Genomic DNA, 18,970 nt, shown 5'->3' on the forward strand with positions numbered 1-18,970 from the left:
AGGCTAGCGCCCCGGCCGCCCTCACTTCTCGAACGTGGAGGCGTCGATCACGAAGCGGTAGCGGACGTCCGAGGCGAGGACGCGCTCGTAGGCCTCGTTGATCTGCGACGCCGAGACGACCTCGACCTCGCTCGCGATGCCCTTCTCGGCGCAGAAGTCGAGCATCTCCTGGGTCTCGCGGATGCCGCCGATGCCCGAGCCCGCGAAGGAGCGACGGGCGCCGAAGAGCGTGAAGACGTGCAGCGGCAGCGCCTCGGCCGGAGCGCCCACGTTCACCATCGTGCCGTTGCGGCGCAGGAGCCCCAGGTAGGCGTCGAGGTCGAGGGGCGCGCTGACCGTGTTGACGATCAGGTCGAAGGTGTTCGCGAGATCGGTGAAGGTCGCCTCGTCGCGCGTCGCGTAGTAGTGGTCGGCGCCCAGACGGAGGCCGTCCTCCTTCTTGCTGAGGGTCTGCGAGAGCACGGTGACCTCGGCGCCCATCGCGTGCGCGAACTTGACTGCCATGTGGCCGAGCCCGCCGAGGCCGACGACGGCCACCCGCTTGCCGGGGCCCGCCTCCCAGTGCGAGAGCGGCGAGTAGGTCGTGATGCCCGCGCACAGCAGCGGAGCAGCGGCCTCGTAGGGGATCGACTCCGGCACGCGGAGCACGAAATCCTCGACGACGACGACGTGCGTGGAGTAGCCGCCCTGGGTGATGGTGCCGTCGCGGTCGACGGAGGCGTAGGTGCCGGTGTTGCCCTTCAGGCAGTACTGCTCCTCGCCCGCGAGGCAGTTCTCGCACTCGCGGCAGGAGTTCACCATGCAGCCGACGCCGACGCGGTCGCCGACGGAGTGCTTGGTGACCTCGGAGCCGACCTCGGCGACGACGCCGACGATCTCGTGGCCGACGGTCAGCGGGTACGCCACCGGACCCCAGTCTCCGCGGACGGTGTGGATGTCGGAGTGGCAGATGCCGGAGTAGGCGATCTCGATGAGCACGTCGTGCGGTCCGACGTCGCGGCGCTCGATGGTGGTGGGGACGAGCGGCTCGGTCGCGGAGGGGGCGGCGTAGGCGGTGACGGTGAGCATGGGTTCTCCTCGTGGGGCGGGGCGCGCTCCGAGGACGTGTCCGACGGGGTGGGGGACGCGAGAGCGCCGGGCCACGCTACCGGCAGGCGACTGGACGTCGCCCCCGAGCGCGGTCCGGCGCGGGTCCTGTGGCGCGGGACCGGTCAGCGCAGGGCGCGCTCGGCCGCCGTCACCACGTTGTGGATGAGCATCGCGCGCGTCATCGGGCCGACGCCGCCGGGCACGGGCGAGAGCCAGCCCGCGACCTCCGCCACCTCCGGTGCGACGTCGCCCGTCAGCTTCGCGCGGCCCGTCTCCGGGTTCTCGACCCGCGTGATGCCCACGTCGAGCACGGCGGCGCCGGGCTTCACCCAGTCGGCGCGGATGAGCCCGGGCACGCCCACGGCGGCCACCACGATGTCGGCGCGGCGCACCTCCGCGGCGAGATCGGCCGTGCGGGAGTGGGTGAGGGTCACGGTGGCGTCGAGGCCCTTCCGCGTGAGCAGGAGCCCGAGCGGACGGCCGACGGTGAGCCCGCGGCCCACGACGACGACATGCCGGCCCGAGGTCGGGATGCCGTGGCGCTGCAGCATCTCGACGATCCCGTTCGGCGTGCAGGGCAGCGGGCTGTCCAGCTCACCCTCGACGCCGAGCACCAGGCGGCCGAGGTTGGTGGGGTGCAGGCCGTCGGCGTCCTTGTCCGGATCCATGAGCTCGAGCATCGCGTTCTCGTCGATGCCCTTCGGCAGCGGGAGCTGGATGATGTACCCGGTCACGGCCTCCGAGTCGTTGAGCTGCCGGATGGCGGCGCGGATGTCGTCCGCCGACGCGGTCGCGGGGAGGTCCACGCGGATCGACTCGATCCCGACCTCCGCGCAGTCGCGGTGCTTGCCCGCGACGTACGAGCGGGAGGCGGGATCGTCCCCCACCAGCAGCGTGCCGAGCCCGGGCACGACGCCCCGCTCGCGCAGAGCGGCGACCCGCTCCGCGATCTCCGTCTTGACCGCCGTCGCCGTCGCGACGCCGTCGAGTACCTGTGCCGTCATCTCGGGCTCCTCGGTCGTGGCGCGGCGGAGGGGGGCGGTGCCCCGTCCTCCGCCGCGCGGGTGGTGCAGCGGATCGACTACAGCCCGGGGTAGAGCGGGAAGTCGTCGGTGAGGCGGGCGACACGGCCGCGCAGCGCCTCGAGGTCGGCCGAGGGCTTGAGCGCCTCCGCGATGACGTCGGCGACCTCGGTGAACTCCGTGTCGCCGAAGCCGCGCGTCGCGAGCGCCGGCGTGCCGATGCGCAGGCCCGAGGTGACCATCGGCGGGCGGGGGTCGAACGGCACGGCGTTGCGGTTGACCGTGATGCCGACCTCGTGGAGGCGGTCCTCGGCCTGCTTGCCGTCCAGCGGCGAGTCGCGCAGGTCGGCGAGGACGAGGTGGACGTCCGTGCCGCCGGTCAGGACGTCGATGCCCTCGGCCTTCGAGTCGGCCGCCGTGAGGCGCTCGGCGAGGATCTGCGCGCCGCGGATGGTGCGTGCCTGGCGATCGGCGAACTCGGGCTCGCCGGCGAGCTTGAACGCGGTCGCCTTCGCGGCGATCACGTGCATGAGCGGGCCGCCCTGCTGGCCGGGGAAGACGGCCGAGTTCAGCTTCTTGGCGTACTCCTGCTTCGCGAGGATGAGCCCCGAGCGCGGGCCGGCCAGCGTCTTGTGGACGGTGGTGGTCACGACGTCGGCGTAGGGCACCGGCGACGGGTGCAGCCCCGCCGCCACGAGGCCAGCGAAGTGGGCCATGTCGACCCAGAGCTTCGCGCCGACCTCGTCGGCGATGGCGCGGAACGCCTCGAAGTCGAGCTGACGGGGGTAGGCGGACCAGCCGGCGATGAGCACCTGCGGGCGGACCTCGAGGGCCTTCTCGCGGACCGCGTCCATGTCGATGCGGAAGGTCTGCGGGTCGACGCCGTACGCGGTCGCGTTGTAGAGCTTGCCCGAGAAGTTCAGCTTCATGCCGTGGGTCAGGTGGCCGCCGTGCGCGAGCTCGAGGCCGAGGATGGTGTCTCCGGGCTGCACGAGCGCGGCGAGCGCCGCGGCGTTGGCGGAGGCTCCGGAGTGCGGCTGGACGTTGGCGAACTCGGCGCCGAAGAGGGCCTTGGCGCGGTCGATCGCGAGCTGCTCGGCGATGTCGACGTACTCGCAGCCGCCGTAGTAGCGGCGGCCGGGGTAGCCCTCTGCGTACTTGTTGGTCAGGACGGAGCCCTGCGACTCGAGGATCGCGCGCGGCACGAAGTTCTCGCTCGCGATCATCTCGAGGTAGCCGCGCTGGCGGTCGAGCTCCTGCTGGAGCACGGCGGCGATCTCGGGGTCGACCACCGACACGGGCTGGTCGAACGAGGCGGCGACGCCGGGGCTGGCGGGGGAAGAGGACACGGACGCTCCTTGGCTGGGAAACGGAAGGGGCCCGGCAGGTCGCTGCGGCGCGACACGGCTCGTTCGGGCGACCCGATCTACGGTATCCGTTCCAGCCCAGGCGTGCGGCGGGAAAAGTGTCCGGGGCGCTGCCCCGGAGGAGGTGCCGCTCCCTGATGGTCACCCATCCGAACGCCAGTCGCGGCGGGCTCACTCTAGCAAGCGGGCCGGGTGGCGCGGGAGTCGCGCCAGTCGGGGGCGGGCACGCGCGATCGTGCGACGATCCCTCGGGCGGTCCCGGCGCGGGACCGGGAGGGAGGGCGTCGCCGTGAGTCCTCGACGCCGCTCCGAGCGCATCGACGGCCGCAGCGACGAGGAGCTCGTCGCGCTGGTCCGGGATGGCCGCACCGACGCGGTCTCCGAGCTCTGGCGCCGCCACTCCTCGGCCGGGCGCACCGTGGCCCGGGCGTGGGCGAGCAGCTCCGACCCCGACGACCTGGTCTCGGAGGCGTTCCTCCGCGTCCTGCGGGCGATCGAGCGCGGCGGCGGACCCGAGGGCGCCTTCCGCCCCTACTTCTTCACCGCCGTCCGCAACGTCGCGGGATCCTGGGCCCGGCGGGACCGGCACGAGCGGCCGTTCGACGAGGCCGACCGCGCCCTCCCCTCTGCCGGCCCCGATCCCGAGGCGCACGCCCTCGCCGCCCTCGAGCGCGACCTGGGCGCGCGCGCGTTCCGGGCGCTGCCGCCGCGCTGGCAGGAGGTGCTCTGGTACACGGAGGTGGAGGGCCTGTCCCCCGCCGCCGCCGCACCGCTGATGGGCCTGCGGCCCAACGCGGTCGCAGCGCTCGGGGTGCGGGCGCGGGAGGGGCTGCGCTCCGCGTGGATCCGGGAGCACGTGGCGGACGCCTCGGCGACGGGCGAGTGCGAGTGGGTGCTCGAGCGGGCGGGGACGTACGCGCGAGGACGAGCCCCCGTCCGGGACAGGCACCGCATCGACCGGCACCTGGACGGGTGCCTCTCCTGCCGGGAGGCGCTGGCGGAGGCCGAGAGCACTGCGCGCCGCCTCGCGTCGGTGCTGCTGCTGCTGACCGCCGGGGTGAGCGGCGCAGCCGCCTGGGCGGCGGGCGGGGGCTCCGGCGCGGCCTCCGGTCCGCTGCCGAGCGCGGTCCGGGCGTCGAGCGCGGTCCGCGCATCGGCGGTCCGAGCGTCGAGAGCGGGCAGCGGAACAGGAGTGGTCGTCGCCGCGTCCGCTGCGGCGGCACTCGCGGTCGCGGGAGTCGTCGGCGCGGTGGTGCTGCTGTCCGGGAACGGGGGCGGCGCGCTCGTGGCGGCGGAGGACGCCTCCGCGCGGGTGGACGAGCGCGCAACGGCCGAGGCGGCTGCGCCGGCGTCGAGCGGAGGAGCGACGGCGAGCGCCGACCGACCGGAGACGGACCCGGAGGCCGCGGACCGGACGAGTGCAGCGGACGGCGATCCGGCGGGGCGGTCCAGGGGTTCCGGCGCCGCTCCGAGGAGCACGGTGCCGGCCGTGGCCGGACGGGCTGCGTCGGACGATGCCGGAGCGACGCGCGCGACCCCCGGGAGGACGGGACGCCCGCCGCAACAGGAGCCGTCCCACGATCCCGTCGGCGCACCGGCGTCGAGAGGGATCGAGGTGACCGCCTCCCCGACTTCTGCCGCCGAGCCCGCCCCGTCCCGCCCTGCCGTGACCGGCAGCCCCGCACCGGCGCCCTCCCCTGCCGGCACCGAGGCTCCGGCCCCCTCCGGGCCCCCGGGGACCACGACCGGGAGCTCCGCGCCGGGCCCGATCGGCAACGGCCCGGGCCTGCCCTCCGTTCCGGTCCCGACCCCCGCACCCAGCACTCCGGTCCCGGTTCCTGTTCCTCTTCCTGTTCCTGTTCCGACCGTGACTCCCCCACCGGACACTCCGGCTCCGGCAGCGACGCACGCACCGAGCACTCCGGCGCCGGCCCCTACAGAGGCGCCGAGCACCTCCGCTCCGGTCTCGACTCCCGCGCCGGTCACGACCCCCACTCCGGCCGCACCTCCCGCTCCGGCCGCACCTCCCGCTCCGGCCGCACCGACCCTCGCGCTCGACACCGACGGCCGGCTGCTGCCCGATGCCCGGGGCACCGCCGCGCCCGGCGCCGAGGTGCTCCTCGAGGACGCCTCCGACGGACACCGCGTGGGCTCCGCCACCGCCGACGCCGACGGCTCCTGGACCGCGCCGGCGCTCCCCCTCCCCGCGGGCAGGACCACGGTGCTGGCGCGCACCGCTGCAGGAGTCAGCGCCCCCGAGACGGTCGACCTGCGCGCTCCGGTGCTCCTCGCCCGGGCCGCGTCGAGCGGGGGCGCGGTCGGCGTGCTCGTGCTCGCCGATCCCGACGCGGACGGCCTCGACCTCCTGGTCGACGGCGGGCAGGTGCGGTCCCTCGCTCCCGGAGCCCCCGTCCTCGCCGCGACCCTGGAGGTCGGTCCCGGGAGGCACACGATCGGCGTCCGCTACTCCTCCCCGGACGGGCGGACGGGACCCGTCGCCGTCGTGTCCGTCGATGCGGGCTGAGGCGCGCGGACCGCCCCGTGCCCCACCGTTATCCTGGGCGGATGCAGCCCGAACCCGCCGCGTCCGCGACTCCCCGGCCCGCCTCCGCGAGCACCCGTCCGACGGGCAGCGACGCCGCGTGGTCCGGCGCCCGGCCCGCGGGAAACCACTGGACCCTGACCTTCGCCTGCCCCGACCAGCCGGGCATCGTGCACGCCGTGTCCGGTGCCGTCGTCCAGGCCCGCGGCAACATCACCGAGAGCCAGCAGTTCTCGAGCGCCGACACCGGCCGCTTCTTCATGCGCCTGCAGGTGGAGTCACCGATCAGCCGCGAGGAGTTCGCCGCCGCCCTGCTGCCGATCACCGAGCACTACGGGATGACCTGGCGCCTCGACGTCGTCGGCCGGCCGCTGCGCACCCTCGTCCTCGCCTCCACCGCCGCGCACTGCGTCAACGACCTGCTCTTCCGCCAGCGCGCCGGGCAGCTCGCGGTGGACATCCCGATGATCCTGTCCAACCACGGCAGCCTTCGCGACCTCGCCGAGTTCTACGGCGTGCCCTTCGAGTCGCGACCCGTGGTCTCGCCGGAGTCGAAGCGCGGGTTCGAGGAGCGCGTGCTGGAGGTCGTCGAGGAGCACGACGTCGAGCTCGTGGTCCTGGCGCGCTACATGCAGATCCTCTCCCCCGAGCTCTGCGCGCGACTGGCCGGCCGCGCCATCAACATCCACCACTCGTTCCTGCCGGGCTTCAAGGGCGCGAACCCCTACAAGCAGGCGCACGCCCGCGGCGTCAAGCTGATCGGGGCGACCGCGCACTTCGTGACCAGCGACCTCGACGAGGGGCCGATCATCGAGCAGAACGTGGTGCGCGTGGACCACTCGCACTCGGTCGCCCAGCTCGTGGCGATCGGGCAGGACGAGGAGAGCCGCACGCTCACGCAGGCGGTCAAGTGGTTCGCGGAGGACCGGGTGCTCCTCGACGGGGCCCGCACCATCATCTTCCGCTGACCTCCGGCGGCTAGCATGGTCGGCGTGAATCGAGCAGGAGCGGACACCGTGGGCACCGACATCAAGATCGGCCCGAACGCGATCCTCCGGTTCCTCCTGGAGCTCGTCGCGCTGGCGACCTTCGCCCTCTGGGGCTTCGCGTCGTGGGACCTCCCGTGGAACATCGTCCTCGGCATCGGCGCTCCGGTGGTCGCCGCGCTGATCTGGGCGCTCTTCCTCTCGCCGCGCGCGGTCCTCGCGATCGACGTCTACGGCCGCTCGCTGATCGAGCTGCTCGTGATGGGCGCCGCCGCGCTGGCGTGGCTGCACCTCGGCCAGCCGGTCGTCGCGATCGTCTTCGGCGTCCTCGCCGTCGTCTCCGGCGTCATCGCGGGTCGCCGCTCCCTCTGATCCGGACGGCGGCCGCTCAGGCCGAGGGGGCGCTCGCTCGGAGCCGTCCACCGCTGTCCCTGAGCGGGCACCGCTGTCCACGAGCGGCCACCGCTGTTCCCGAGGGTGCGCCGTGGTCCCCGTGCGCTCGCCGCCGCTCGGAGCGGGACCGAACGCGTCGTCCCGGCTCGCAGCGGCAGGTCGCCACCGCGCTCTCCCGTCGATGCACCTCCGGGGATGCGCCACCGCAGCGGGACCCCGGGCCGATCGCGCCGCCCGGCCCCCAGTCGAAGGTGCTCCGCCCCGCCTGATCGTCGATCTCTCCCCGACCCGCTCCCGCCTCCCCTCTCGAGTCGTTCCCCCACGCAGCCCGGCCGATCCTGCTCCCTGCCCGCACCACGAGCCGCACCGTTTCCGCCTCCCCCGACCGGGACGGCGAACGGCCGCCCCCGCCGCTCCGGGAGGAGCAGGGGGACGGCCGTTCGCGGCGGTCGCGGAGGACTACTCCGCGGCGCCCGCCTCACGCTGCGCCAGGGCGCGGCGTCGGAGGCCGGTGATCACAGCACCTGCACCGAGGAGGGCGAGGGCGGCGGCTCCGAGGAGACCGCCGTCGAAGCCCGTCGACGGGAGGCCGCCGGCGCCGTGGCCGGGCGCGCCCGGTCCGGCGGTCGGCGTGGAGGTGGGCTCCCCCGGTCCGGCGGTGGGGCCGGCCGTCGGCGTCGCGGTCGGCTCCGGGGTGCCCGTGGGCTCCGGAGTCGCGGTCGGCGTCGGGGTGGGGGTGACCGCCTCGGTGACGTCGACGCTCACGAGCGTCGCGAGTCCCGAGTCGGTGTAGGCGACACGGCCGAGGTAGCGGGCCGGGCCCGCCAGGTTCGACCAGGAGACCGCGTACGCGATCGGCTCGCCCTGCACGGCGTCGACCACGGCGGGGTCGGTGCTCAGCGAGCCGAGACCGTTCTCCGGAGTGATGACGAAGCTGCGGAAGTCGAACGTGACCGTCGAGGATCCCGGAGCGGTCGAGTAGACATCGGCCTGGACCGTGTACTCGCCCGGAGCGGGGTCGGCGATGTCGACGCGCTCGTCGGCCGAGCCGGTCGCCGAGGTGAAGACCTTGTCGGTGCTCTCGCTGGTGACGGTGAGGTCGAGGTCGGCCGCGTCGTCGAGCGAGTCGAGGTCGAAGCGGGCGAACTCGGCGCCCTCCGGCACGACGACGGTGGTCGTCAGCGACTTCCCCGTGGGGAGCGTCGCCGAGTGGCCGTCAGCGGCGGTGGCGTCCTCGGCGAGGACACCCTCGGCGAGACCGCTCGCGGTGAGCGGCAGCGCGCCGGTGATGCCGGGCGTGACCGTCACCGTGCCGGTGCCGGTCGAGCCGGTGCCGGAGACCTCGTAGGGCGCGTCCAGCAGGACGGGGCGCACCGCGATCGGGCTGCGGACGTCGTGCTCCGCGCTCGCCCAGGTCAGGTAGCCGGTGGCGAACTGGTTGAGCGCCGCCGAGCCGGTGGTGAAGGAGACCGTGTACTCCGCCGTCTGGCCCGCACCCGTGAAGGAGAGGGTCGAGGGCGAGACGACGGTGCCGATCCCGGCGAGGCCGTCGACCGAGGCGGTGTAGGTGCCCGCGCCGGTCGAGGTGACCGTGCGAGTCACGGTCTGCGTGCCCGCGAGGGCGCCGATCGCGATCGAGGCCTGGTTGAGGTCGGACGGGTCGATCGCGGCGATCGGGTCGATCACCGGGTTCGAGGTGAAGACGTAGCCCGCACCCTTGAGGAACGCGATCCAGTCCTCCGTGCCGCTCTCGTAGAGCAGCCCGGGGTCGAGGAACGCGGCCGGGTCGACGTGTCCGGCGCCCTGGGCGAAGACGTCCTCGGACGCGACGCCCGACTGGTCGACGCTGTCGTAGGCGGAGGTCATCACGGCCGACTTCACCGCGGACGGCGAGGCCTTCGGGGTCGCGCCGAGGATCAGCGCGCCGAGGCCCGCCACGTGCGGCGACGACATCGAGGTGCCGGACTCGAACGCGAAGGCGGGGTCGTCGCCCTCGGCGTTGAAGCTGTCGGCGAGGATCGCGACGCCGGGCGCCGTGAGGTCGGGCTTCAGCACGTCGGCGCCGTCCGCCTCAGCGGGTCCGCGCGACGAGAAGCCGGCGACCTGCGGGACGGGGATGGAGGCTCCGGACGAGTTGCCCTCGGAGAGGGTCACGGTCGCACCGGCGGTGCCGGCGTAGGTCGTGATCGCCTGGTAGGCCTGCGAGTCGATCTGGATGCTCGGGACCGAGTGGTCGTCGACGTGCAGGGCGTTCGGGGTCGGGTTGAGCAGCAGCATGCCGATGCCGCCGGCCCGCTCGACCTCGGCCGACTTGGAGACGCGCGCGGTGACGCCCGCGGTGCAGGCGACGATCGTGCCCTTCACCTTGTCGGGGTCGAGGGTGCCGGTCTCGCAGATGGCGGGGTTCTCGGCGCCCGAGCGGACGACGTCGGCGCTGTTCACCAGCGGTCCGGTGACGTCCTCGTGGACCGAGATGGATCCTCCGACGAACTTCTGGCCGTCGCCGAGAGCGGCGGTCGCGGTGTAGGTCGGGATGGAGGACGCGGCGACCGTGGTGTACCAGGGCGACGCGTGGTCGAGCGTGGAGGCGCCCGCACCCGAGTTGCCGGCCGAGGCCGCGACGAAGACGCCGGCGGCGGCGGCGTTGAGGAACGCCTCGTCGATCGCGGTCAGGGTCGAGGTGGCCGAGCCGCCGCCGATCGAGAAGTTGATGACGTCGACGCCGTCCTTGGTCGCGGCGTCGATGGCCGCGAGGATGCCCGCTCCGGAGCAGAAGTCGTCGTCGTCGGTGCCCTCGTCGGGTCCGTTCCAGCAGACCTTGTACGCGGCGACCTTGGCGGCCGGGGCGACTCCGGAGATCTTCCCGTAGTCGTAGCCGTCGACGCTCGCCTCGACGCCGTTGTTGCCGGCTGCCGTGCTCGCGGTGTGCGAGCCGTGTCCGTCGGCGTCGCGCGGGGAGCGGTACTCGGGGTTGTCCGTCGAGCCGACCTCCTCGTCCGCGAGGAACCAGCGTGCGCCGATGAGCTTCTGGTTGCACTCGTCGCCGTCCCACTGCTCGGAGGCGGGGAGCCCCGGCGAGCAGGAGCCGACGAAGGTGCCGCCGTCCGACTTCACGAAGGAGGTGGTGGTGCCGTCCGTGTAGGGGGCCGCTCCGGGCGAGGTCGCCAGGGGCGCGCCCGCGAAGGAGGGGTTCTCGGGCGCGATGCCGGAGTCGATGACGCCGACGACGACGCCCTCGCCCGCCTTGTCGATGCCGCCCAGCTTCTGCCAGACGCCGTTCTCGCCCTCGAGGCCGAGGAAGTCGGTGGAGCGCTGCTGTCCGGTGTCGGGCACCGGGGTGCCGGCGGCGGCCGCGGCGAGCGGCGAGGCCTGCGCGGCGCGGTCGACCTTCAGGTTCTCGACCTTGCGGACCTGGGCGACGTCGCGGCGGCTCGCGAGCTCGCCCGCCTGCTCGCCCGAGAGGGTCGCGGAGAAGCCGTTGAGGGCGACGGTGTAGTGGTAGCCGATGGCGGCGTCGACCGCGGAGGCGACGTCCTCCTGGCGCTGCTCGAGGTGGGCGGAGTAGTCCTCCACCGGAGCCGAGGCGGCCTGCAGCTGCGCACCGTCGACGGGCGCGGTGCGGGCGAAGCGGGCATTGCTGCCCTGGTAGGTGGCCGCGGAGGGCTCGACGAGGGTGACGACGTAGTCGCCGTCGTCGAAGCTCTGGCCGACGGAGAGCCCGCCGACGAGCGAGGCACTGCCGGCGAGAGGGGCGGCACTGGCGCCGGTGGTGGCGAAGGCCGCGGTCGCGGCGACTCCGAGGACGGCGAGGCCCGCGAGGATGCGCCTCTCAGCGCGGCGGACGGGTGGTCGGTGGGACAGGTGGATCGGCAATCGATGTCCTTACTCACATTCGCTGGGAACCGGATCGGTTTCCACACAGAAACGACCCTACGAACTCGATTGCCCAGCTTTGTTACGAACAGGTAACGAAGTTGACGCTGAAGGGGGCCGATCCGTTGGCACTCCCCCTCCCCGAGTGCTAATTTAATCGCGTTGAGCCGGGTCGGCTCAACTCTTGGAACTCTTCGTTGCACGACTGAATGGAGTGATCTCATGGCTGTCACCTACGACCCCGTCCGCGAGCTGGACCGCCTCGCCACCGCCCTCCTCGGCTCCGGTCAGGGGCCCCGCCGGATGCCGATCGACCTGTACCGGGACGGCGACCACTACGTCCTCACCGCCGACCTCCCCGGCATCGACCCGGGGTCCGTCGACGTCGACGTGGACGGGCAGCTCCTCACCATCCGTGCCCAGCGCACCGTCGCGAGCGGCGACGACGTCACCTGGATCACCCGGGAGCGCCAGTCGGCGACCTTCGTCCGCCAGCTGAGCCTCGGCCAGGGCGTCGACACCGAGCGCATCGCCGCGTCCTACGACAACGGCGTGCTCTCGGTGACCATCCCGGTCAGCGAGAAGGCGCGTCCCCGCCGCATCGAGGTCGTCTCGACCGCCCGCCCCGAGCAGGTGCGGATCGGCGAGGCGGCCGCCGAGTAGGACGACGAGCGAGGGCCCGTCCGCGATCGTGCGGGCGGGCCCTCCGCGTGTCCGCACGCCCTACGCTGGCCGGATGCGCGCCTCCTCCTCCGACACCGCTGTCGGCGTCCTGCTCCCCCGCGATCTCCCCGCCTCCGAGGTGCTCGTCTACGCCCGCCGCGCCGAGGAGCTCGGCTTCGACGAGCTCTGGGTGGTCGAGGACCTCGGCTTCCGCGGCGGCATCGCCCAGGCCGGCGCGGTGCTCGCCGCCACCGAGCGGATCGTCGTCGGCATCGGCATCCTGCCCGCCGCCGTGCGCACGGCGGCCTTCACCGCGATGGAGCTCGGCACTCTCGCCGACCTGTTCCCCGGCCGCGTCCACGCCGGCATCGGGCACGGGATGCCGCACTGGATGCGCGGCCTCGGCGTCTGGCCGCGCAGCCCGCTCACCCTGCTCGAGGAGCAGTTCGACGCGATCCGCTCGCTGCTCTCCGGCGAGTGCACCCACCGCTCCGGCCGCTACGTGCACGTGGACGGCCTCGTCCTGGAGTCGCCGCCCGCCGTCGTGCCGCCGCTGCTGGCCGGCGTCCGCGGACCGAGGTCGCTGGCGCTCGCGGGCCGGATCGCCGACGGGGTCGTCCTGGCCGAGCCCGTCACTCCGGAGTACCTCGCGGCGGCCCGCGGCCACCTGGGCGGCACCGGACGGATCGTCGCCTACAACGCGGCCGCCGTGGACGACGACGCGGCCGCCGCGCGCGACGCGGTCCGGCCGGGACTCGAATGGATCGGCGAGCCGGACTGGGCGCCGCACATCGAGCCGCTCCCCTTCGCCGAGGACTTCGCTCGCCTGCGGGCCGAGAGCGCCGACCGCGCCGCCTTCGTCCGCGACCTGCCCGACGTCTGGGTCGACCAGCTGGCCGTCGTGGGCACTCCCGAGGACGCTCGTCGCCGCATCGGCCTGCTGCACGAGGCCGGTGCGTCGAGCGTCGTGCTGATGCCGTCGGGGCCCGATCCGCTCCACGCGATGGAGGAGCTCGCCCGGGCGCTCTGAGGCGCTCGGCCCGGGCGCGTCCCACCGGGCCCGGAGACGCCTCCGGCCCGCAGGATCCGAGGATCGTGCGGGCCGGACGCGTCTGCTGAAGCCGGAGATCAGGCCGACATGCGGGCCTTCAGGTTCTCATCGAGGGTCGCGAGGAACTCCTCGGTCGTCTGCCAGCCCTGCTCGGGGCCGACGAGCAGGGCGAGGTCCTTCGTCATCTTCCCGGACTCGACCGTCTTGATGACCACGTCCTCAAGCGTGAGCGAGAAGTCGATGAGCTCCTGGTTGCCGTCGAGCTTGCCGCGGTGCGCGAGGCCGCGCGTCCAGGCGTAGATCGAGGCGATCGGGTTCGTCGAGGTGGGCTTGCCGGCCTGGTGCTGGCGGTAGTGGCGCGTGACGGTGCCGTGCGCCGCCTCCGCCTCGACGACGCTGCCGTCGGGCGTGGAGAGCACGGAGGTCATCAGGCCCAGCGAGCCGAAGCCCTGCGCGACGGTGTCGGACTGGACGTCGCCGTCGTAGTTCTTGCAGGCCCAGACGTAGCCGCCCTCCCACTTCATGGCCGAGGCGACCATGTCGTCGATGAGGCGGTGCTCGTAGGTGAGGCCCGCGGCGTCGAAGCGCTCCTTGAACTCGGTCTCGAAGATCTCCTCGAAGATGTCCTTGAAGCGGCCGTCGTAGGCCTTGAGGATCGTGTTCTTGGTGGAGAGGTAGACCGGGTAGTTGCGCGAGAGGCCGTAGTTCAGCGACGAGCGGGCGAAGTCGCGGATCGACGCGTCCTGGTTGTACTGGACCTGCGCGATGCCGTCGTCCGGGGCCTTGTAGACCTCGAACCTCATCGGCTCGGAGCCGTCCTCGGGCGTGAACTCGACGGTCAGCGTGCCCTTGCCCTTGAAGACGAAGTCGGTGGCGCGGTACTGGTCGCCGAACGCGTGGCGGCCGATGATGATCGGCTTGTTCCAGCCGGGGACCAGGCGCGGGATGTTCGAGATGATGATCGGCTCGCGGAAGATCACGCCGCCGAGGATGTTGCGGATCGTGCCGTTGGGCGACTTCCACATCTTCTTGAGGCCGAACTCCTCGACGCGGGCCTCGTCGGGGGTGATGGTCGCGCACTTCACGCCGACGCCGTGCTTCTGGATGGCGTGCGCCGCGTCGATCGTGACCTGGTCGTCCGTCTCGTCGCGGTACTCGATGCCGAGGTCGTAGTACTCGAGGTTCACGTCGAGGTACGGGTGGATGAGGGTGTCCTTGATCTTCTGCCAGATGATGCGCGTCATCTCGTCGCCGTCGAGCTCGACGACCGTTCCCTCAACCTTGATCTTGGACATTGCTCTCCCATGGTGTCGATGACCCCGCACCTGTGCGGGACGGGCGGCTCTGCACCGCTCCGGATGGCCTCCGCCAGCCTACCCGAGGCCCGAACTGTCTCGATGTCGAGACAGTTCTCGATCGTCCGCGCCGGGGCCGGCGCACGTCGCCCGACAGGAGGATGCCCGCCGTCCTGCGCCGCCGGTACAGTGACGGCATGAGTGACCTCCGCCTGGAAGAGCTGTCCGCCTCGAACATCTCCGCCGTGAACGGTCTGAGCCTCAAACCCGGCCAGGAGCAGTTCATCGCGCCGGTCTCCTACTCCGCCGCCGCCGCGGTGATCGACCCGGGCGCCTCGTGGCAGCGGGCCGTGATGGACGGCGACGAGCTGGTCGGCTTCATCCACGCGCACTTCGACCCGGAGGCGGCGGAGGAGTTCCGCAGCTGCATCTGGCGCATCAACATCGACGCGGCGAAGCAGGGCCGCGGCGTCGGCACCTTCGCCGTCCGCGCCACCGCCGACGAGGCGCGCGCCCGCGGCTTCGACACCCTCACGGTGATCTGGGAGTCCGGCGAGGACGGCCCGGAGCAGTTCTTCCGCTGGATCGGCTTCGAGGTCGTCGGCGAGACGCAGTACGGCGAGAACATCGGGGCGCTGACGCTCTGAGCGCGGCGCCGGAGGCAGCGGAGCCGGCCGACTTCGTCTCCGCCGTCCTCGAGGTGGTCGCCTCGATCCCGCCCGGACGCGTGATGGCCTACGGCGAGATCGCCGCGGTCCTCGGCACTCGTGCGGCACGCGCGGTCGGCACGGTGATGGCCCGCTACGGCTCCGACACCGCCTGGTGGCGCGTCATCCGCGCGGGAGGAGCGCCCCCGGTCGGCCACGAGGAGCGCGCCCGCCGGGAGTACGAGCGCGAGGGCACGCCCCTCGTCGTCACGCCGGGCGGCTGGCGCGTCGACGTGCGCAGCGCCCGCTGGCGCCCCTGAGCCGGGAGCGGCTCCGGGAGGTGGGTCGCGAGCAGCAGCCGATCAGACGAGCGAGTCCCGCCAGGCCGCGTGCAGGGTGGCGAAGCGGCCCTCGCCGGCGATGAGCGCCTCCGGGGTGCCGTCCTCGACGATGCGGCCGTGCTCCATCACCAGCACCCGGTCGGCGATCGCGACCGTCGAGAGGCGGTGCGCGATGATGACCGCCGTGCGGTCCGCCAGGAGCGTCTGCAGGCCCTGCTGCACCAGGCGCTCGCTCGGGATGTCGAGGGAGGAGGTCGCCTCATCCAGGATCAGCACCGCCGGGTCGGCCAGGAACGCGCGGGCGAACGAGATCAGCTGGCGCTGACCGGCCGAGACGCGGCCGCCGCGCTTGTTCACTTCGGTGTCGTAGCCGTCCGGCAGCGCCTGGATGAACTCGTGCGCGCCGACCGCCTGCGCGGCCCGGACGATCTCGTCGTAGGACGCGGTCGGCCGCCCGATCGCGATGTTGTCGGCGACGGATCCGGAGAAGAGGTACGCCTCCTGGGTGACCATCACGATCGCGCGCCGCAGGTCCTTCGGGTGCAGCTGCCGCAGGTCCACGCCGTCGAGGGCCACCACGCCGTCGCTCGGGTCGTAGAAGCGCGAGATCAGCTTGGCGAGCGTCGTCTTGCCGGCGCCCGTGGACCCGACGAGGGCGATGGTCTGCCCCGCGGGGATGTCGAGGTCGAAGCGCGGCAGCACCTCGCGGTCGGCGGTGTAGGCGAAGCGGACGCCCTCGAAGCCGAGGCGGCCCCGCGCCTGCCGCAGGTCGACCGGGCGGGCCGGATCCGGGACGCTCGGCTCCTCGGCCAGCACGCCCGAGATCTTCTCGAGCGCGGCGGCCGCCGACTGGTAGGAGTTGTAGAACATCGCCATCTCCTGCACCGGGTCGAAGAAGCGCCGGGTGTAGAGCAGGACCGCCAGCAGCGCGCCGATCTCGAGCCCGCCGTCGAGCACGCGGACGCCGCCGATGAACAGCACCACGGCGACGGTGACGTTGCCGATCAGCACGAGCCCGGGGTCGAAGGTGCCGAACACCCCGAAGACGCGCTTGTAGGCGAGCCGGTACTGCTCGACGACCCCGCCGAACACGGACTCGTTGCGCTTCTGCGTGCGGAAGGTCTGCACGGCGCGGATGCCGGTCATCGACTCCACGAACTGCACGATGAGCCGCGACGAGGCGACGCGAGTGCCGCGGAACAGCGTCTGCGACCGTTTCTGGAACCAGCGGGTGAGCAGCGCGAGCGGCACCAGGGCGCAGGCGAGCACGATGCCGCTCACGCCGTCCAGGGAGACCAGGGCGATCGCGACGAAGCCCATGTAGAGCGCACCCTGCACCAGCTGGTTGATGCCGGAGTCGAGCAGCTCGCGGATGGAGTCGAGGTCGCTGGTCTGGCGCGAGATGATCCGGCCGGAGGTGTAGTTCTCGTGGAACTCCAGGCTCAGCTTCTGGGTGTGCAGGAAGACCCGCTTGCGCAGGTCGATCAGGATCGCCTGGCTCACCCGCGCGGAGAGCACGGTGTACCAGGCGACCAGGAGCGCGCCGACGAGTCCGATGAGGATGTAGGCGCCGACCGTGACCGCCAGCGGGACCGCGTTCCCCGCGAGGACCGCGGGAAGACCGTTGTCGATGCCCGCCGCGATCAGCGCCGGTCCCGCGACCTGGGCAGCGGTCGCGACGACGACCACGACCGCGGTGAGCACCAGCCGCAGCCGGAGCGGCCGCAGCAGGGACCCGAGCAGCCGCAGCGAGCGCCGGCGCAGAGCCGCCGACTCCGCTCTGCTGAGGTCGTCGCGCTCCTCGGAGGAATCGAGCGTGCTCATGATCGCGTCTCCTGGTGAGTGGTCGTGGGGCGGGAGCCGATGCGCTCGGTCCCGGCGGGCCGGGTCAGCTCGTCCTCCTCGAGGCTCGAGATGACGAAGCGGTAGTGCGGACTGCTCGCGAGCAGCTCGCTGTGGGTGCCGACCGCGGTGATGCGGCCCTCCTCCATCAGTGCCACGCGATCGGCGAGCGCCACCGTCGAGGGGCGGTGGGCGACGATGATCGCCGTGGTGTCGCCGAGCACGCGGCGCAGCCCCGCCTCGACGCGCGCCTCCGTGTCGACGTCGAGCGCCGAGAGCGGGTCGTCCAGGACGAGCACCGCCGGACGCGCGGCCACCGCGCGGGCGAGGGCCAGGCGCTGGCGCTGGCCGCCGGAGAGGCTCATCCCCTCCTCGCCCACCTTCGTGTCCAGGCCCTCGGGGAGGCGGTGGACGAAGTCGGCCTGCGCGATCTCGAGGGCCTCGAGCAGCTCCTCCTCGGTCGCGTCGGGTCGGCCGAGGAGGACGTTCTCGCGCACGCTGGTGGAGAAGAGCGTCGCGTCCTCGAACGCCATGCCGATGTGCGTGCGCAGCTCGTCGCGGCGGAGCCGGCGGATGTCGACGCCGTCGAGCTCGATGGCTCCGCCGGTCACGTCGTAGAGGCGCGGGAGCAGCGCGGTGAGCGTCGTCTTCCCGGAGCCGGTGATGCCGACCAGTGCCATCGTCTCGCCCGGCTCGACCTCGAGGTCGACGCCGTCGAGGAGGTCGCGGTAGCGCTCGGGGGCGTCCTGGTAGCGGAAGTGGACGTCGCGGAAGCGCACCCGGCCGCGCGGCTCGAGGATCGTCTCGGGGTCCTCCGGGTCGGTGATGGTGTTCCGACTGTCCATCACCTCGAAGTAGCGGTCGACCGCCGTGCGGGTGTCGAAGGTCATCGAGAGGAGGAAGCCGATCGACTCCACCGGCCAGCGCAGCACGGTCGCGGTGGCGAAGAAGGCGAACAGCTCGCCGACGCTCAGCTGGCCGGCCGCGGCGAGCCAGACCCCGCCGAGCAGGCAGAGCGCGAACGCGATGTCCGGCACCAGCAGCAGGACGAGCCAGATCCCGGCGATGGCGCGGGCCTTGTCGATCTCGGTGCCGCGGAGCTTCTCGGCCTGGCCGGCGAAGTTCTCCAGCGCGTGCTGGTGGCGGCCGAAGGCCTTCAGGACGCGGATGCCGTGCACCGACTGCTCGACGGTCGTGGCGAGGTCGCCCGCCTGGTCCTGGCTGCGGCGCGCGATGCTCGAGTAGCGCTTCTCGAACGCGAACCCGTAGATCCAGACCGGGATCGAGCACACGACGAAGAGCACGCCGAGGATCGGGTTCCAGTAGACGAGGACGCCGAAGCCGACGACGATCGTCAGCGCGTTGACCACGAGCAGGACGAAGCCGAAGGCGATCCAGCGGCGGATGAGGCTGAGGTCGCTCATCGCCCGCGACAGGAGCTGCCCGCTCTGCCAGCGGTCGTGGAACGAGACGGGGAGGTCCTGCAGGCGGCTGTAGAGCGCCGAGCGCATGCGCGCCTCGATCCGCGTGCTGGGGGTGAGGACCATCCGGCGGCGCAGCGCGATGGCACCGGCCTCGACGACGCCGAGCACGAGGATGACGGCGACCGGGCCGATCAGCGGCCCGAGGTCGCCGGAGCCGGCGGAGGCCGCTCCGTCCCCCAGCGGCCCGTCGACGAGCTGCTGCAGGACGATCGGGATGACCAGCGACACCAGGCTCGCCACGAGCGCGACCGCGATGCCGCCGACCAGCCGGGGCAGGGAGTCGCCGACGAAGGGGACGAGGCGCAGCAGGGTCTGCAGCGTGCTCGGGCGCTTCTGCGCGGGGGCGCCGGGAGACGGGAGGGCGGGAGCGGACAC

General features: G+C 72.8%; 14 protein-coding genes. 7 read left to right on the top strand and 7 right to left on the bottom strand.

The window, feature by feature from the left end; all coding sequences use genetic code 11:
- Positions 1–21 precede the first annotated feature (21 nt).
- The 3 genes from C5C55_RS10765 to glyA form a co-directional block, all read right to left on the bottom strand.
- Positions 22–1,068, bottom strand: a complete 1,047-nt coding sequence (locus C5C55_RS10765; protein ID WP_104233905.1) for an NAD(P)-dependent alcohol dehydrogenase — start codon at positions 1,066–1,068, stop codon at positions 22–24.
- Positions 1,069–1,211: 143 nt separating this feature from the next.
- Positions 1,212–2,093, bottom strand: coding sequence for a bifunctional methylenetetrahydrofolate dehydrogenase/methenyltetrahydrofolate cyclohydrolase (locus tag C5C55_RS10770; RefSeq protein ID WP_104227279.1), 882 nt, complete (start codon positions 2,091–2,093; stop codon positions 1,212–1,214).
- A gap of 77 nt (positions 2,094–2,170) precedes the next feature.
- A complete protein-coding gene (glyA, locus tag C5C55_RS10775) occupies positions 2,171–3,460 on the bottom strand; it encodes a serine hydroxymethyltransferase (RefSeq protein ID WP_104224723.1) in 1,290 nt (429 codons plus the stop codon).
- A gap of 307 nt (positions 3,461–3,767) precedes the next feature.
- On the opposite strand from glyA, the gene C5C55_RS10780 reads away from it, so the two are divergent.
- The 3 genes from C5C55_RS10780 to C5C55_RS10790 are packed head-to-tail and all read left to right on the top strand — an operon-like array spanning position 3,768 to position 7,378.
- On the top strand, positions 3,768–6,002 hold the full coding sequence (locus tag C5C55_RS10780) for a sigma-70 family RNA polymerase sigma factor (protein WP_146080933.1): 2,235 nt from the start codon (positions 3,768–3,770) through the stop codon (positions 6,000–6,002).
- Between the two features lie 41 nt (positions 6,003–6,043).
- Complete coding sequence (gene purU, locus C5C55_RS10785) at positions 6,044–6,988, top strand: formyltetrahydrofolate deformylase (RefSeq protein ID WP_104227281.1); 945 nt, start codon at positions 6,044–6,046, stop codon at positions 6,986–6,988.
- Between the two features lie 24 nt (positions 6,989–7,012).
- Complete coding sequence (locus C5C55_RS10790; protein ID WP_258072541.1) at positions 7,013–7,378, top strand: YrdB family protein; 366 nt, start codon at positions 7,013–7,015, stop codon at positions 7,376–7,378.
- Positions 7,379–7,858: 480 nt separating this feature from the next.
- On the opposite strand, the gene C5C55_RS10795 is transcribed toward C5C55_RS10790, so the two are convergent.
- Positions 7,859–11,272: a S8 family serine peptidase gene (locus C5C55_RS10795; protein ID WP_104233908.1), complete on the bottom strand. Its 3,414-nt coding sequence runs from the start codon at positions 11,270–11,272 to the stop codon at positions 7,859–7,861.
- Positions 11,273–11,494: 222 nt separating this feature from the next.
- Between C5C55_RS10795 and C5C55_RS10800 the strand changes: the two genes are divergently transcribed.
- Positions 11,495–11,935 (top strand): Hsp20/alpha crystallin family protein, encoded by a 441-nt coding sequence (locus tag C5C55_RS10800; protein WP_104233909.1) that lies wholly within the window; start codon positions 11,495–11,497, stop codon positions 11,933–11,935.
- Between the two features lie 73 nt (positions 11,936–12,008).
- Positions 12,009–12,965 (top strand): LLM class flavin-dependent oxidoreductase, encoded by a 957-nt coding sequence (locus C5C55_RS10805; protein ID WP_104233910.1) that lies wholly within the window; start codon positions 12,009–12,011, stop codon positions 12,963–12,965.
- A 98-nt stretch (positions 12,966–13,063) separates the two neighbouring features.
- Here C5C55_RS10805 and C5C55_RS10810 read toward each other — a convergent pair whose 3' ends face one another.
- Positions 13,064–14,281, bottom strand: coding sequence for an NADP-dependent isocitrate dehydrogenase (locus tag C5C55_RS10810; protein ID WP_104224939.1), 1,218 nt, complete (start codon positions 14,279–14,281; stop codon positions 13,064–13,066).
- Between the two features lie 197 nt (positions 14,282–14,478).
- On the opposite strand from C5C55_RS10810, the gene C5C55_RS10815 reads away from it, so the two are divergent.
- Positions 14,479–14,928 (top strand): GNAT family N-acetyltransferase, encoded by a 450-nt coding sequence (locus tag C5C55_RS10815; protein ID WP_104224946.1) that lies wholly within the window; start codon positions 14,479–14,481, stop codon positions 14,926–14,928.
- Positions 14,925–15,248: an MGMT family protein gene (locus tag C5C55_RS10820; protein WP_104233915.1), complete on the top strand. Its 324-nt coding sequence runs from the start codon at positions 14,925–14,927 to the stop codon at positions 15,246–15,248. Before C5C55_RS10815 ends, C5C55_RS10820 begins: the two co-directional genes overlap by 4 nt.
- A gap of 42 nt (positions 15,249–15,290) precedes the next feature.
- Here the strand turns inward: C5C55_RS10820 and C5C55_RS10825 are convergent, their stop codons facing one another.
- Both C5C55_RS10825 and C5C55_RS10830 read right to left on the bottom strand, forming a co-directional pair.
- On the bottom strand, positions 15,291–17,093 hold the full coding sequence (locus C5C55_RS10825) for an ABC transporter ATP-binding protein (RefSeq protein ID WP_104233911.1): 1,803 nt from the start codon (positions 17,091–17,093) through the stop codon (positions 15,291–15,293).
- Entirely contained in the window at positions 17,090–18,970 is a 1,881-nt protein-coding gene (locus C5C55_RS10830) for an ABC transporter ATP-binding protein (protein ID WP_104227288.1), read from the bottom strand. The genes C5C55_RS10825 and C5C55_RS10830 overlap by 4 nt, the downstream gene beginning before the upstream one ends.

Origin of the sequence: Rathayibacter sp. AY1C2 (assembly GCF_002931195.1) — a bacterium.
GTDB lineage: Bacteria > Actinomycetota > Actinomycetes > Actinomycetales > Microbacteriaceae > Rathayibacter.

Coding starts and splice junctions, on each gene's coding strand:
- C5C55_RS10765 (WP_104233905.1), bottom strand. CDS start 1,068: ATGCTCACCGTCACCGCCTACGCCGCCCCCTCCGCGACCGAGCCGCTC.
- C5C55_RS10770 (WP_104227279.1), bottom strand. CDS start 2,093: ATGACGGCACAGGTACTCGACGGCGTCGCGACGGCGACGGCGGTCAAG.
- purU (WP_104227281.1), top strand. CDS start 6,044: ATGCAGCCCGAACCCGCCGCGTCCGCGACTCCCCGGCCCGCCTCCGCG.
- C5C55_RS10800 (WP_104233909.1), top strand. CDS start 11,495: ATGGCTGTCACCTACGACCCCGTCCGCGAGCTGGACCGCCTCGCCACC.
- C5C55_RS10805 (WP_104233910.1), top strand. CDS start 12,009: ATGCGCGCCTCCTCCTCCGACACCGCTGTCGGCGTCCTGCTCCCCCGC.
- C5C55_RS10810 (WP_104224939.1), bottom strand. CDS start 14,281: ATGTCCAAGATCAAGGTTGAGGGAACGGTCGTCGAGCTCGACGGCGAC.
- C5C55_RS10815 (WP_104224946.1), top strand. CDS start 14,479: ATGAGTGACCTCCGCCTGGAAGAGCTGTCCGCCTCGAACATCTCCGCC.
- C5C55_RS10825 (WP_104233911.1), bottom strand. CDS start 17,093: ATGAGCACGCTCGATTCCTCCGAGGAGCGCGACGACCTCAGCAGAGCG.